The following is a 14,008-nucleotide window of genomic DNA, read 5'->3' as shown; positions in this document are numbered from 1 at the left end:
TTAATCTTCCTCCAAGAAGTATATTTCTAAGGAAGATTAAACCCTCATAACCCTATGATTTACATGGCTCTACAGAGCTTTTATCAACACGTTTTGTTCTATAACTCCATAATTCCTTGTCTTCGAAGAATACGATAAAGCCCTGCTATAGAGCGTTTATAGCCTCTTTGCATGAGTTTTACCCAGAAGACAACAAGTCCTATATATGGATTTCTTCGGCGCAGATCAGCAATTAGCCTTAGCGCTTCTAAAGTGTGCTGGTTAGAATGATGATGTGGGCGACGAGATTGATTTCGTAATGAATCAATAGAGCCATTATATCGGTTACGCCAGCAATAAATATATTGTCGATTAACACGATACTTTATTGCAGCCTTTGATACCCCGTGTTTTTCAGAATAATGAATGAGTGATAGTCTAAAGCGCATATCTTGTGTTATAGTAGCCACAGCGGAAGCCCTCCTTCATCGTAACGCTTCGCCCGCACTTCTCCCAGAATATAAAAAAAGAGAGCCCGCAGGCTCTCTTATATAATTCTTCAAAAATTACTTCTTAGAAGACTCTTCAGTGCTCTCAGACTCTTCGGCTGCTACTGTAGTCTCTTTAGCATCCTTCTTATCGCTCTTCTTCTCCTCTACTACAGTAGTCTCCTTAGCAGCCTCTGTCTCTACCTTGCTCTCTGGTGCTGCAGTAGTCCCTGCCTTCTTACCGGAACATGCAACCATTGTAAGAGCTGCTGTCATTGCTGCAAGTACAAATAATCCTCTAACCATCTTTCTCATAATAGTCTCCTCTCTTCTGCCCATGCAGAAAAAATATTTTTCTTTCTTTTCCTCTTTCTTTCAGCAAAATAACACATCGCTGAAAGATGGGAGTAAGGATACTCCTCAGCTTTTTAAAAAACAAGTTTTTTTATCAATTTTAAAAACTTATTAAGGAATTTTCCCAAAAATTTTTTTCAATGTTTGCAGAAAAGTACAAAAGCATTTTTTTATATTATCCGCCAGAATGGAAAGTAAGCGCTGTCTCATCAATAAGTGCGCCTCACAGATGAGCTTAACAGACTCCGGGAATCGCTGTATCATTTCAACCCGTAACGGCATCTCCTTTTTTTAAAAAATATAGCTCCCACCAATGATGAGTAATATGCCCTTTGGCATGTTCCCAGCGAGTAACTGTGAGCCTTTACGGCGAGCAGTTCCGCAGTTTAGAGGGATAAGAAAAGACTCCCCAATTGCTTGAGGAGTCCCATATACTTGATATGTCTTTTCTTATCTCTTAGTGAACTGTACGAGCGTAAAGGGAACATGCCCTTTGGCATATTCCCAGCGAGTAACTGTGAGCCTTTACGGCGAACAGTTCCGCAGTTTAGGGGGATAAGAAAAGACCCCCAAATTTCTTGAGGAGTCCCATATACTGAATATGTCTTTTCTTATCTCTTACTAAACTGCGGAGCACGACGTGCAGCCTTTAATCCGTACTTCTTTCTCTCCTTCATACGAGAGTCTCTTGTAAGGAATCCCGCTCTCTTCAGAACCGGTCTGAAGTCGCTGTCCATCTCGCAAAGTGCACGAGAGAGACCGTGGCGAATAGCGCCGGCCTGTCCTGTGGTACCGCCACCACATACATTCACAAGAACATCAATCTTGCCTTCGTTCTGTGTAGCCACGAGAGGCTGACGAACGATAGTCTTCAAAGTCTCCAAACCGAAATACTCATCGATGGAGCGCTTATTTACGGTAATCTTACCTGTACCCGGCATGATATACACTCTTGCTACAGAGCTTTTTCTTCTACCGGTGCCGTAATTTCTATTTGTAGCCATTCTCTATTCCCCCCTTAGATTGATAATGCAACTGGTTGCTGTGCCTGGTGCTTGTGCTCCGGGCCTGCATACACGAAAAGTTTCTTGTACATCTGTCTACCTAAAGGTCCCTTGGGAAGCATTCCCTTTACAGCAAGTTCGATAACCTGCTCTGGCTTATTGGCTCTCATATCTCTTAAAGAAGTTTCCTTCATGGAACCAACATAACGAGAATGGGTGCGATACAACTTCTGCTCAAGCTTCTTTCCTGTTACCTGAATCTTCTCTGCATTGACTACGATTACATAGTCACCACAGTCTAAGAACGGTGTGAAAGTCGGCTTTCTCTTTCCGCGAAGAACGGATGCTACTTCCGATGCAAGACGTCCGAGTGTCTTCCCCTCTGCATCTACCACGAACCACTTTCTTTCGATAGTAGAAGCCTTTGCTACGTAAGAATTCATAACAACCTCCTATGTGTAGGCTACTTACTCTGGTCCAGTCAGGGACTGATTTCAGTATTTAATGTAGCCCGGGCCTGAGGCCCTGCTTTAAGTAATCACAGAACGGGCAAAACTCATAAAAGAGCACAGTTCACCTGTTCCATCGCAAAAATGCTTTGTTATTCTACCCCTTTTTTCTACCGCTGTCAAATAGATTTTCGAGATTCACTCTCTTCTCTTTTTGAGCTTCAAGCCCTTTCTTTTTTGAGTTTCAAGACTTTACTTTTTTTGCTTCGGAATCTCTCTTCTTCAAGTATTTATTCCTCAGACTTCTCCTTCGGAAAGCTCCAGGACTGTACCTTTACCTCCCGGCCGTCCAAGGTGGCATACTCTTCCTTTTTATGCTCTTCGGAATGCTCTTCTTTCTCTTCGCTTCCCTTCGATGCATTGTATTTCGGGAAATCATAGCGCTCCCCTTCCAGAGACTTCCGGTACTGTTCTTCTACTTCCTTTTCGTTCTCTTTCAGTTCTTCCTCGGAAAGCGTCGGCGTGCCGTCTTCAGAAAGGAGGAGAGAAAGCATAGCAAGCGCTCTTTCTTCTTCCGCTTCACTCAGCTTCCCGCCGTGCTCTGTATTTTGATTTCCCAAAATGCTCCGAGCTTCGGCTTGCGGATTCCCTTGCGCTTGATAGTCTGCGCTTACGAAGGGCTTTGGAGCAGAAAAATCCCAGAGATTCCAGTCGTTTTCCTTATCCTCATCCGCTTCCTCATTCTCGTTAATTTCTTCTGAAAGAAAAGCAAGGTCTTCATTAAGAGGAAGTTCCACAGCTTCTTCAGACGGATTCTCCGGATTTTCCGCCGTTGTAGCGGAAGTCTCTTCCTCTTCGTCTCTCTTTTTCTTCTTATAAAATACTTTCTTTCGTCCGTTCTTTCGGAAAGGATCCGCCTGGTAACCGATTTCCTCAATAGAGTAGATATTGTTTCCTCTATCGGGAGACTCTGTACCCTTCCCGTCCTCGGTCTTCCCGCTTTCTTCCTTCTCTTCTATTTTATCCGGAAGAAGAACAATTTTAAGCAGCTTCCAATCTCTCTTAATCCAGTAGAGTGGAAGCAGGAATCCCTTATCTTCCAATTCCGGGTAAAGGCTGACCATATACCCCTTATCCGGGAATACCCAGCGAAGCTGTCTTCCAATCGCTTTCCAGCGCTCCTGCCACTTCTTTTTCCACTTCCTCCACTTCTCGGCTCTTTCTTCCCGATTCTCCGCATCCCGAATGGCTTTTCTAAGTTTTTCAGCTTCCGGAATACTGTCTCTTCCCACCGTTCCGTTGGAAAGAATACGAGCTTCCATGTCATCATAAAGACTTATACTGTCCTTGGGATAAGGGAAAAGGGTCTCCTTTCTGCTGCTGAACCACATATCCGCAATTTGCAGAAGACTTTGAGAAAGAATCGGAATCCCCAACTCCTTGATTCTTGAATCCAGAAAACGATGATTCATGTCCTTATAAAACAACTTATAAAATAGATACAAATCCAGGAGTTCTCTGATTCTCAGGTTATCCGAACAGAAGTGATAGGACGCTTCAGCCAGCCGGAAAAGATAACTGCTCTCAAGGGAAAGCACCTTTAAAGAGGGGCGATTTTTATCCGCATAAGCCCGATCCAAAAGACTTTTCATGGCTTTTTTATAAGTCTTTGTAAGGAAGGGCAGGGTGTGATAGATTTCAATCTGAAATCCCCCAATCCTCTTCATATGCTCTCCGAAACCTTTATAAAACATGTCTGTTTCATAACCGAGGTCAATAAGGTATCCCTTGGCCAGATAATATCTCTCCTCGGGAATATAGAGGCGTAACGGAGAATTTGCCGCAGTTTCGGGAAGATGATAAAGTCTTCTTACCGCAGCACTTTCCAGAATCACAGCCGGTACTTTTAAGGCCTGAAAAGCATCCAGAATTTCCAGTTCGGAAGCTTCATAAACTTCCCCGTAACGCACCGCCTCCTGATATCTCTTAAAGAAGCGCTCACCAAAAATAGCGGGGACTCTCGCTCCCGCTGATAACATACCAAGATAAATAGCCGAGGATATTTCATGATAGTCAGCTATACGATAAAGTCTTCCCCAGTTCATTCTCCGAACCACAGGGAAAGAATCATCTTGCCGCAATGTGCCTCCCAACAAGTTCAATAAAAACTTGCCCTCATATACACTTCGATTCATTACCTTCCTTGTTTTCCTTTCCCACTCCCTGAAAACGAGGCGGCGGGTTCTCCGTACCGCACTCGTTATGAATCAAAATCCTTCTATGTAAATATCTTTTCCGCGTAGTAGTCTTTTGTCCTGCCTGCACGAAATTCTATTTGTTTGTTCTTCCGCTTGACTTCTTCCAGCATCGCTTCTATCTTATGGTAAAGTTCCGAGATCTTTCTTTCCCATTTGTTGGAAAAAACCTCTTCCCCTTCTCCTCCGGTAGTAAGGGAGCGGAACAGCTTTGCATCGGCAACGCTTTCTTCCACCATGGCACGAATCTCTATATCGTTCGTTTCCAATTCCCCCAAGGATTCCTGTCTCAAATCCAAAAGCAAATCCAGGCTCACATTATCCTGTCTTTCCGCCGCCAGAAGAATCTCATCCGTCTCCTTGCCTATCTTGCTCATGATATTATATCTTCTCTGATATAGCGTGGCAAGTTTTTCCACATCCATCTCTTTTCCCTCCCTTACGGTAGAAAAGAGGCTGTAAAAAAGATACAATTTATGTTCTTTTTCCACATCCCCTTTTTGCTTACGATATTGTATGTTGAAACATTCCGCCTGATTTTAGCCTACTACCTTTACTTCTTTCGGCATATGGGTATCCATAACTTTTTGGCTGGCTCCGTAGAAGCCGTCCCGAAGATCGGTCAAAATCGCAACAAGCTTCGGAAGCTCATCCTTTCTTCTGTCTCTTCCCGCAAGGACAAGACCCAGGTCAAAAGTAACAAAGTCATATAAACGAAGCAAATCCCTGCTGATAGGCTGTTCCATATCCAGAGTCTGACGCAAGTAACGAATGATCATATTGCATTTCTTCATTGCCTCTTCAAACTTATCGTATTTTTTATCCTCCAATGCAAACTCAGCAAGCTTTAAGCTTTTGATTGCCTCATCAAAGGTCAAAACCAAAAGTTCTCCCTGGCTCATCTGCATAATACTCTGCTCTTGGTACTTTTTTTGATACTCCTTCATATCCTCTCCTATTATCCGAAATTTCCAAACAGGCACAAGCACTCCTCCTCTGTTTTGTAAGTGCTCTGCTAAAGTGCCTCCCGATTCATCCTCTTAGAATACTTCGTCCTATTCGCTATTTTATATAAAGTATTTTTCAAAAAAATCCCCGCCTCTCCTATAAAAGGAGACGCAGGGATTCTTTATTCGGAATATTTTTTACAATGTACTATTTTGCAGCTTTTGCTTTTTCCGCTTTTCTCTCTTCCAAATGGGAAACCACCATAGTGCAGGCTGCATCACCCGTAATATTGACGGTCGTTCTTCCCATATCAAAGATACGATCCACTCCGGCAACAAGGGCAATGCCGTCTACCGGCAGTCCTACCGAAGTCAATACCATGGCAAGCATAATCATTCCCGCACCCGGTACACCAGCTGTTCCGATGGAAGCCAGAGTGGCCGTAAGGATAATGGTAATAATCTGGGAAAGAGTCAAGTGGATTCCATAGCAGGACGCAATAAAGATAGCGCAAATTCCCTGATAAATGGCAGTTCCGTCCATATTGATGGTTGCACCCAGCGGAAGGACAAAGGAAGCAATCTCCCGCTTTGCACCAAGCTTTTCCGTACACTCCATATTAATGGGCAAAGTTCCCACAGAGGATGCCGAAGAAAAAGCAAACATAATGGCCGGCATCATGCCCTTAAAGAACTTTACGGGAGACAACCCTCCCAGTACTTTCACCGTAGCGGAATACACGAAAACGGCATGCACAATATAGCCGATATAAGCCGCAAGAAGAACCGTTGCAAGAGAACCGATAATTTTCGGACCGTTTGCCGCAATCACCGGACAAAGCAGACAAAATACACCGATTGGCGACAGGCTCAAAACCATTTCCATACATTTCATGAAAATATCGTTAAAGTCATTGAAAGCAGCTACGACGCGGATGTTCTTCTCCTCCACCAGGATAATGGCGAATCCGAGGATAAGAGCCATCACGATAACCTGCAACATATTTGCCTCGACCATAGGCTGAATAAAGTTTGACGGAAAAATGTTGACAATCGTATCCATCAGGGAAATTCCTCCCTTTACTTCATAGCTTAAGTCCGTTGTAGCGATTATTGGAAAAAATCTGCGAAAAAGCGTTCCGAAGAATAAACCTATACTCACCGCAAAAGCTGTCGTACAAAGATAAAAGACTACGGTCTTCAAACCGATGGATCCGACCTTCCTGATATCCTGCATGGAAATAATGCCGCACATGATGGAAAAGAGCACCACCGGCACAACGATAAACTTTACCAGATTCAAAAAGATGATTCCAAACGGTTTAATATAGTGTTCCACCAGTTCACTATGCCCTTGCAGGGCAAGACCGCAAAGAATTGCCAAAACCAATGCAATAAAAATCTGCATGGCCAGAGACGGTTTTTTTCCTTTTTTCATTTCCTTATTTTCTCCTGCCATATAATTCCCCCTATTCTATAAAATTTTCACAGGGAAATACTTTAATGCAAAACATAGGACTTTGTAAAGAATTTTATAGATTCATAAGAAATGGGAGCCGAAGAATCGGCTCCCATTGTTCCTTCTATTTCATTTCCTCTTGAAAACGTCCTGCTTCTTAGCTCAAACCGCTCAGGTAAGAAGACTGTGTATTCATCTTGCTGATTAATTTCTCCAGCTGAGAGAATTGCTTCAAATAACGATCCTGCTCCGTGCTGAGAAGTGTCTTCAGCTTTTCAATCTTGTCATTATTTTCCTTTAAAGCCTGGTAAACAGTCGTGGAGGTGTTCTTCAGCGTTACCTTATTGGAACCGCCTTCCTTAACCAATTCTCCGTAGGAGCCGCCATTTCTGGATGCATAACGTGTTGCATAAGGTGTCATTGCATCTTCAACGACCTTGGCAAAGCCCTTGGAACCGTTGTGTCCGCTCATGATTTTCTTTACCGTTTCCGGATTCGTCTCCATTGCCTTCTTGAACTTTTCTTCATCAAAGACAAGTTTTCCACCGTCATGAACATCGGAAGACATACTGATTCCCGCCTTCTCCATATCTTCATATTTTAAGCCGGCCTTCTGCAAATCATTTATGGCATTGGTCATGACTCTGTCCATGGAGAATTTGAAGTTTCTAACGGAAGATTCTCCATAAAGAATTCCCTGCTTAGCCTTCTTCTCCCAGTTATCGATAGAAGTCTGACTGAGTTGCTTCTTCTGCTCATCGGTCAAAGGATCATATCCTTTTTCCTTTCTGGTCTTCACATGGTCATTTAAGGACGTAATCAGTTCGTTGTATTTCTCAACAAACTTCTTCATGCTGGCCGTTGCTTTTTCCACATTTGCCTTGGAACTGAAGCTTACCGTCTTGGAACTGTCAAAATTATACGATCCGTCAGGCTTTGTCACTGCATTACCGCTCGAATCCAATTCTACACCGAACTTTCCGCTTGCCGTAATGGTCATTCCGTCAATATTGAAGGTGTTGGAAGAAGAAGTCAGAACTTCATTGATGCCGTTTCCATAGTTGTAGACAATCTCCGCATCCTGACCGTGGTTTACCTCTCCGCCGCCGCCTGCTGTAGCACCGAAAATCTTATTGGCAACATTGTTGGCATCGGAAGCATCTCCTAAATCGATACTTCTTCCCGAACCGGTTTCACTGTGAATCAAAACAAATCGTCCGGAACCCTGCATGTAGGAAGCCTTTACCCCGGCATCCGCATCATTGATTTTCTTCAACATATCGGAAACGGTGGAGTCTGAAGTGATTCCCTTGATTTCTTTTCCGTTAATCGTTAAATGCGAAAGTGCTTCATCCAGTCCGGCTTTATTTCCGGCAAAGGAATCCAGACCAAGCTTATCCAGGCTGCTCATAATAGAGCTCTCTAAAGATACACGGTTGGAAGCTCCCTTTTCGATTCCCAGATTGCTTCTAACTGTCTGGTCGGAAGAGTTCACCGAAACCGTGTCTTTTCCATTGGCACTGTTGAAAGATAAGCTGCCTGTGGAACTGTCCACCTTGATTTTTCCGGCACCGAACTCCTTATCGATATTTTTCTGCATAGCCTGTGCTACGGCATCCAGTCTGTTCTGGTTGGTTGTGGAATCATTTCCGACAAACCGTGTCTCGATATCCTGTTTCTGCGCATCGGTTAAAATGCTGACCTCTCTGCTCTTTCCGCTATGAGAAACCGTGAGCTTGGTATCCTTTAAATAATCGAGGAAACCGCTCTCCTGTACGGAAGCCTTCGAGAACTTATGCTCCGCTGCGGTTCCCGCATTAAAATTGTCAAGACTCAAGCCGTAAGAAGCGGAACCGGTTCCTGTCGGCGTACTGCCCGGTGCACCTGCTCTATACCCTAAAGCTTCCAGGGCAGTGGATTCTTTCTTGATGACATAGTCGGAGCTGCCTTCAATGCTGATGAAGTCTTCGCCCGGATTTGCCCCCCGGTTATACTTAAATTTTAAATCTTTATTTTCACCAAGCTGTACATTTTTCTGCTTAGCTGCCTTATTTAAGGCCTCTACCAGCTTTTCCTTGTCTCCGGTATAGTCGATTTCCACCGTCTTTCCGTCATCATCTTTATAAGAACTCGGGAAAGTAAAGCTTGCTTTCTGGTTAAATACACCTTTTGTGGTATAGTTACCGAATTCAAGGGTCTTTCCCTCTAAATTACTGGTTTTTACGGTTTTAGCACCGGCTAAGGCATCTGCGGAGATTCCGCTTCGAATCGCCGATACGCTACCCTTTACATCGGAAACAATGGACTCTGCCGTTGCAAGCTTTGTTACAGCGGAAATCTTAAGGTTCTTCGTCATATCGGAAGCTCCGCTTGCCGTAATATACTTTGCCGCTGCCGCGTCTCCTCTTACATCCACAACACTGGATTCGTAGAGTTCTTCATTCTTCACGGAATTAGAAGACGCAAAAGACAAGAAGTCATCCTGAAACTCGATGGTCTTATCCGCAAGTTCTCTGAATGCATCTCTCTTCCATTCAATCTGTGTGGTTTCCTGTCTGGCCTTAGTCAGCTTAGTCTGTGTCCCTCTGGACATCTGTTCAATTAACGCATCTCTGTCGAGTCCGGACGCCATTCCACCAAAGCCCCTAAGGGAGGTGTTTCCGAGTCCAGAGCTACTAGTTGCGCTTGTTGATAAACCTGCCATGATTCATCCTTCCTCTCTTTAACGAAAGCCTCTGTAGCGAAAACTTCCGTTATGATTTTTAAACGAGAAATGTAGGTGTTCCCCGCTTATTACTTAGCAAGACCTTTGTATCTGCAGGAAGAGCTTCCCTGCCACCTCCTCAAAAGCCCAAGAATGCAGGACTCCCTTCCAAGACATTCTTATTGCTAACTTCTCATGACATTATCGGCTCTTTTTTATACTTATATAAGAAAATAAGAAAGAGACCGGAAAAAGACAAGCGGTGAAAACCGCCTTCTTCTTCACAGTCTCCTGTTGTTTAAAACATTGCAGAAATGGAAACCGACAGCTTCAGAATCGCCTTAGGCAATATTCATGGAACCGCCCTTCAGATTCTTTCGTTCCTCCGCATCAAACTTTGTCGTATCCTTTCCACGGTTCGGATCATGATGCGGGTGCTCCTTTACATCCATTACCGCTTTCAGCATTGCCACAAAAATATCCGCATGGAATTTGCTCCGGTAAAAACCGATCATCGGAGAGGTCTTGTCTTTGTCCAGCACCACATACTTCGCAGGAAGTCTGGTTAAGGAGAGTGCCGTCACATCGGCAACACACTTGTCACAGGTACAACCGCCGTACTTCTGCATCAGTCCGCGCACATCCTTTGTCTGTAAGATATCCGCCATGACATTTACGATATGAAATTCCGGTTCCGCTTCATCATACTCGGAGAGAAGCTTTTTCTCCAGATTCTGCTGAATCTCATTCGTAATCTTATCATTTTCCGAAGACTCATCAATCACGGTGACTTTGCTCTTTTTATAAGCCGGCGGAGCCTCTTCCTGCAAGTTCGAATCCTTTGCCTCTTTTTTCTCTTCCTTTTTTTCCTCTTTTTCTTCGCTTTCGGAAACTTTGTTCTGCTCTATGGTATCGAAATTCTCCACTGCGGTTTTAAAATTGCTTACCGCTCCGTCAAAGTGCTCTGCGGCCTGCTTGGTCTTCTCTGCAGCCTCATGGAAGTCGGAAAGCAACGCCTCATCGATTTCCGCCTTGGAAGACTTGGACGTCGAGGTTCCGCTTCCCAAGTCACTCGCACTCTCCACCTCTTCCGTCACCGGTGCGGAGGTAAGTAAGTTCATCACATGAGATGTTTTATTGGATTTCGTTGTTTTCTTCGTTGCCATACGCTATCACCTCTTTCAAATGAATATCCCCTGCTATCTCTTCAATAAAGCTCATATAATCCTTGACCGCAGGAGAGCGTTTATTGTAGGTGAAAATATCTTCTCCGTGAGCGGGTGCCTCCGCAATGGCAACACCCTGCCTGATTTTCGTTTGAAATACCTTGGTGGAAATCTGCTTGGCAAGACCGTCTGCCATCTCCTCCACATCCCTGGACAAGGTGGTACGCTTGTCATACTTGTTAAGAAGAATCCCCAGTACTTTCAAATTCTTGTTTAATCCCTGCTTTACGGAGTCAATCGTCTCTCGAAGCTGAGAAAGCCCTACTAAAGATAGTATATCCGAAGACATCGGAATAATCAAAAAATCGGATACCGCATAGGCATTTACCGTTAAAAGGTTCAGTGCCGGCGGGGTATCAATCACCATATAATCATAATAATCCATAACCGGAGCAAGCATCTCTTTCAATGCCACTTCTCTCTTTCCCGGAGCCAATTTTTCCAGACCCGTAGTGGAAAGGGAGATATCCGAAGGCAAAATATCCGCTTTCGGCAAACGCCGAATGGCCTGCTGCACCTTCACCTTTCCATGTAAGGCATCTAAAATTGTGGTCGGATTACCGCCTTCCAATCCCATACAAAAGCCTAAGTTTCCTTGAGGATCCAAATCAATGCCCAGAACCTTGGCTCCCCTGTCCGCAAGACCTGCACAAATTGCTGCCGAGGTAGTGGTTTTTCCCACACCGCCCTTTTGGTTGGATACAGTAATGATGATTGACAAAACAAACCTCCTACTTTGAAAAAGGAATTCTAGTTGTTAAATTCCTGTGTCGCATAGAAAGAAAGTTCCTCTTTGCTGAAGTCCTTCAGGCCTTCCTCCAAGCCCGCCTCGTCCAAGTTATAGGACTTTACCGGGTATGGCTCTCCAAACTGATTTTGAATCGTAAGGAGTATTCTTTGGTATTCCTGAAATTCCACTTCATCCGCAAAAGAATAATACTTGGCAACGCCCATACCGTCTCTCTTTGTTGCAATGGAATAGAGCTGATTCAATCCCTCATCTTTTTTGAACTGAAAAACGGAATAGTCTTCTCCTCCGCGATTGTTTCGTAAGAATGCAATCTCTCCCGTCAGCTTGTTCCGCCGAACCACAAAGGTGTAAGGTCCATCCGCCTCAGCCTCGAGGAGCGGCATGGTGCTGCGCTCCTTGATGGGAAGCTTCTCGTTCTCCGTCTTATTCTTTGCTTCTTCTCTACTTTCTTTCGTGATACGTGTTTCTTCTTTATACAAGATAACGGCTAAAACATTGGGAGAAAGCTTCGTTTCCTCTCTCACCTTATCCTTTAAAAGGACGATGTCCTTATAGCCGTCATCATTGATATCTATCAACGCATACGCTTCAGGGTGAATCACAGCCCCTTCCAGCGTAGTTGCCGTACTGTCAGCGTCTCCGCTCGCCTTTTCTACCTTTTTCCCGAAGTCTTTCTGTTTAAGACTTTCCAGTTCTCTTCTCAGGAAGGTACGATAATCATTAAAATAGCGAAGCTCTTTACCGTTCTTTCCTATGTAAAGCTTACCGTCCTTCGTAAATTCATCTTCCAGAAGTCTTCCGTCCTCATCAAAAAATACTCGGCCTTGTCTTCCGGATCGATGTATTTTCCGGTAACCATCCTGCCGCCCTGTCCGATATAGTAGCTGTCTCCATTGTAGCTGAGCCACTCTTCCTCCAGAGGCGTATTCGGTGCGAGATAAAAATACCAGGCATCCCCCTGCTTAATCCAATCTCCCGAAAAATTACTGTCGGCGTAAGTTTTTTCTGTAAAAAATCCCCCTGCCAAAAGGCAAAGACTTAAAAAAACAGCCATACTACTCTTTTTCATTTTTTACCTCCTTATTATACCCAAAAGCCTAAAAATATGCTAGGAATTTTCAAAATCCGGATAAAATCCAAACCGGGATATCCTTCCGGCCACCACCTGTTTTGAACAAGATATCGCACGCTTTACACACATTATGAATAACAAAGAGGGATGGTGAAGTTCTATCCTTTTTTTCACCATCCCTGTTCCTTTCAGGCAGATCCATGCCTTCTTATTTTTAATTCCGAAACGGACATCGTATACTAACACACAATATTCCATTTTCCGCAAGCCCCGCTATGGAAGCTACAGTTTCCATCCCGTAGGCCTGACAGCTTTTATTTTACCAGCAATGCGTGATCGGATTCCCGGAAACGCTTAATCAGAGTGTCCAAAACTTCTACCAAGTGTCCGATTTCCGGCTTGGTAAGCTGCTCATCCGCACCGAGTTCCTTCCCCTTTATTCTCATCTGATCATTGATCAGAGAGGAGAAAATGACTACCGGGATTCTCTTTAAGCGCATATCATCCTTCACAAGCTTCGTGAGCCTGTGTCCGTCCATCATCGGCATCTCGATATCCGTAATCAGAAGGTTTACCTTCTGGTAAAGATTCTGATCATTTCGCAGAGAGGACAGATAATCCCACGCTTCCTGTCCGTTATTGAAAATGGAAACATTGGTAAAGCCGGCCTTCTGCAAAGCTGCACCAATCATTTTCTGCAGTAAAACGGAGTCCTCTGCAATGACAATCGGAGCCGTCGTGATGTCTCTCTCACCCATCTGTTCAATTTCTTCCATCTTGATACTGGTTTCCGGAGAAATCTCCGCTACAATCTTCTCAAAGTCGAGGATGGTAACCAGCTGATCATCACACTGGGCAATACCGGTAGCCACGGACTCGGCACCGTTTGCCAGCGTTCTATCCGGCTTCTGGATACTCTGCCAGGAAATACGGCTGATTCCTTCAATGGAATCCACACGGAATGCCACCATCATCTTGTTGAAGTGTGTAATGATAAATAAATCTCTGACACCCTGCTCCGGTGTTACGCCGGTAAGATAATTTGCCAGATTAATAACTGTAATCAGCTGCTGTCTCGGCTTGAAAAATCCCTCTACTGACGGGTGGGAATGCGGCATCGGCTTAATCTTCTCCGTCATCATGATTTCTTTCACCTTTGCCACGTTGATTCCGTAAAATTCTCCTAAAACGCGAAACTTCATGATTTCGATTTCGTTCGTTCCGGACTCCAGTAAAATGCCTTCCTTTTCATTTTTCTTTTTCATCTTCGTATATCCTCTCCCTTTTTCGTTCTTCCTTAAACGCGGGACTTGCATCCTG

Annotated in this window: 13 protein-coding genes; all 13 read right to left on the bottom strand. The window is 44.2% G+C overall.

Going from position 1 to position 14,008, the window contains the following annotated elements:
* Positions 1–98: 98 nt before the first annotated feature.
* Positions 99–449, bottom strand: a complete 351-nt coding sequence (locus HMPREF9124_RS11635; protein ID WP_242821549.1) for a helix-turn-helix domain-containing protein — start codon at positions 447–449, stop codon at positions 99–101.
* A 96-nt stretch (positions 450–545) separates the two neighbouring features.
* Complete coding sequence (locus HMPREF9124_RS03365; protein ID WP_009428157.1) at positions 546–782, bottom strand: hypothetical protein; 237 nt, start codon at positions 780–782, stop codon at positions 546–548.
* A 650-nt stretch (positions 783–1,432) separates the two neighbouring features.
* Positions 1,433–1,825 (bottom strand): 30S ribosomal protein S9, encoded by a 393-nt coding sequence (gene rpsI, locus HMPREF9124_RS03360; protein WP_009428996.1) that lies wholly within the window; start codon positions 1,823–1,825, stop codon positions 1,433–1,435.
* Positions 1,826–1,839: 14 nt separating this feature from the next.
* Entirely contained in the window at positions 1,840–2,268 is a 429-nt protein-coding gene (rplM, locus tag HMPREF9124_RS03355) for a 50S ribosomal protein L13 (protein WP_009429680.1), read from the bottom strand.
* Positions 2,269–2,564: 296 nt separating this feature from the next.
* On the bottom strand, positions 2,565–4,469 hold the full coding sequence (locus HMPREF9124_RS03350) for a nucleotidyltransferase family protein (RefSeq protein WP_036597615.1): 1,905 nt from the start codon (positions 4,467–4,469) through the stop codon (positions 2,565–2,567).
* Positions 4,470–4,552: 83 nt separating this feature from the next.
* Positions 4,553–4,954: a hypothetical protein gene (locus HMPREF9124_RS03345; protein ID WP_036597950.1), complete on the bottom strand. Its 402-nt coding sequence runs from the start codon at positions 4,952–4,954 to the stop codon at positions 4,553–4,555.
* 114 nt (positions 4,955–5,068) lie between these two features.
* Positions 5,069–5,476, bottom strand: a complete 408-nt coding sequence (locus HMPREF9124_RS03340; RefSeq protein WP_036595035.1) for a flagellar export chaperone FliS — start codon at positions 5,474–5,476, stop codon at positions 5,069–5,071.
* Between the two features lie 208 nt (positions 5,477–5,684).
* On the bottom strand, positions 5,685–6,935 hold the full coding sequence (locus HMPREF9124_RS03335; RefSeq protein WP_009427743.1) for a dicarboxylate/amino acid:cation symporter: 1,251 nt from the start codon (positions 6,933–6,935) through the stop codon (positions 5,685–5,687).
* Positions 6,936–7,092: 157 nt separating this feature from the next.
* Positions 7,093–9,639, bottom strand: a complete 2,547-nt coding sequence (gene fliD, locus HMPREF9124_RS03330; RefSeq protein WP_036597613.1) for a flagellar filament capping protein FliD — start codon at positions 9,637–9,639, stop codon at positions 7,093–7,095.
* 341 nt (positions 9,640–9,980) lie between these two features.
* Positions 9,981–10,805, bottom strand: coding sequence for a late competence development ComFB family protein (locus HMPREF9124_RS03325; protein WP_009428017.1), 825 nt, complete (start codon positions 10,803–10,805; stop codon positions 9,981–9,983).
* The gene (locus HMPREF9124_RS03320) at positions 10,774–11,586 is read right to left on the bottom strand and encodes a ParA family protein (protein ID WP_009428542.1); all 813 of its coding nucleotides are present in this window, start codon (positions 11,584–11,586) and stop codon (positions 10,774–10,776) included. Before HMPREF9124_RS03320 ends, HMPREF9124_RS03325 begins: the two co-directional genes overlap by 32 nt.
* Before the next feature lie 29 nt (positions 11,587–11,615).
* Positions 11,616–12,524 (bottom strand): hypothetical protein, encoded by a 909-nt coding sequence (locus HMPREF9124_RS03315; protein WP_242821548.1) that lies wholly within the window; start codon positions 12,522–12,524, stop codon positions 11,616–11,618.
* Between the two features lie 478 nt (positions 12,525–13,002).
* Positions 13,003–13,953: a chemotaxis protein gene (locus HMPREF9124_RS03305; RefSeq protein ID WP_009429137.1), complete on the bottom strand. Its 951-nt coding sequence runs from the start codon at positions 13,951–13,953 to the stop codon at positions 13,003–13,005.
* Positions 13,954–14,008: the final 55 nt, after the last annotated feature.

The organism is Oribacterium sp. oral taxon 108 str. F0425 (assembly GCF_000214455.1).
GTDB classification, from domain to species: domain Bacteria; phylum Bacillota; class Clostridia; order Lachnospirales; family Lachnospiraceae; genus Oribacterium; species Oribacterium asaccharolyticum.
This window is presented reverse-complemented; position numbering and strand designations above follow the sequence as displayed.

Coding starts and splice junctions, on each gene's coding strand:
- HMPREF9124_RS03335 (WP_009427743.1), bottom strand. CDS start 6,935: ATGGCAGGAGAAAATAAGGAAATGAAAAAAGGAAAAAAACCGTCTCTG.
- HMPREF9124_RS03345 (WP_036597950.1), bottom strand. CDS start 4,954: ATGGATGTGGAAAAACTTGCCACGCTATATCAGAGAAGATATAATATC.
- HMPREF9124_RS03350 (WP_036597615.1), bottom strand. CDS start 4,469: ATGAATCGAAGTGTATATGAGGGCAAGTTTTTATTGAACTTGTTGGGA.
- fliD (WP_036597613.1), bottom strand. CDS start 9,639: ATGGCAGGTTTATCAACAAGCGCAACTAGTAGCTCTGGACTCGGAAAC.
- HMPREF9124_RS03305 (WP_009429137.1), bottom strand. CDS start 13,953: ATGAAAAAGAAAAATGAAAAGGAAGGCATTTTACTGGAGTCCGGAACG.
- HMPREF9124_RS03340 (WP_036595035.1), bottom strand. CDS start 5,476: ATGAAGGAGTATCAAAAAAAGTACCAAGAGCAGAGTATTATGCAGATG.
- rplM (WP_009429680.1), bottom strand. CDS start 2,268: ATGAATTCTTACGTAGCAAAGGCTTCTACTATCGAAAGAAAGTGGTTC.
- rpsI (WP_009428996.1), bottom strand. CDS start 1,825: ATGGCTACAAATAGAAATTACGGCACCGGTAGAAGAAAAAGCTCTGTA.
- HMPREF9124_RS03325 (WP_009428017.1), bottom strand. CDS start 10,805: ATGGCAACGAAGAAAACAACGAAATCCAATAAAACATCTCATGTGATG.
- HMPREF9124_RS03365 (WP_009428157.1), bottom strand. CDS start 782: ATGAGAAAGATGGTTAGAGGATTATTTGTACTTGCAGCAATGACAGCA.